Here is a 448-nt window from a genome sequence, read left to right as displayed (position 1 = left end):
ACACCAACTTCCATCATGGCAACGGCGGCGGCCATACGACTTATGTGCTGTCCCTGGTGCGGGCGCTGCAAGGCTCGCATGACATCATGATCGCCGCGCCGGCCGGCAGTCGTTTGTTTGTCGAAGCTTCGCGCATGCCGGGCTTGCGGGTCGTGCAGCTGGATTTCAAGGGCGGCTTGCTTGCAACCTGGCCCGGTCTGCGGCGCATGCGCATGCTGCTGAAGACCGAGCGCTTTGACCTGGTGCATGTGAACGGCGCGGTCGACCACCGGCTTTGCATGCTGGCGGGGGCGGGCTTGCGTGGCGGGCGTCCGGCGATCGTCTACACGCAGCACAATTCACGTCTCGCGGGCAGCGTGGGCGCGTTCCTGCGGGCGCGCCTGGCCACGGACCGCGTGATCTGCGTCAGCGAGCACACGCGGCGCAGTCTGATGGATTCGCCCTATGC

The 448-nt window shown here is 66.3% G+C and carries 1 protein-coding gene; it reads left to right on the top strand.

Going from position 1 to position 448, the window contains the following annotated elements; translation table 11 throughout:
- The coding region (locus KDH83_RS31635; protein ID WP_212323128.1) for a glycosyltransferase family 4 protein at nucleotides 1-448 on the top strand (448 nt) is incomplete at both ends.

Source organism: Achromobacter sp. Marseille-Q0513, from assembly GCF_018195695.1.
Lineage (GTDB): Bacteria > Pseudomonadota > Gammaproteobacteria > Burkholderiales > Burkholderiaceae_B > Achromobacter.
The sequence above is the reverse complement of the archived record's forward strand: the minus strand, read 5'-3'. Positions and strand labels throughout refer to the sequence as shown.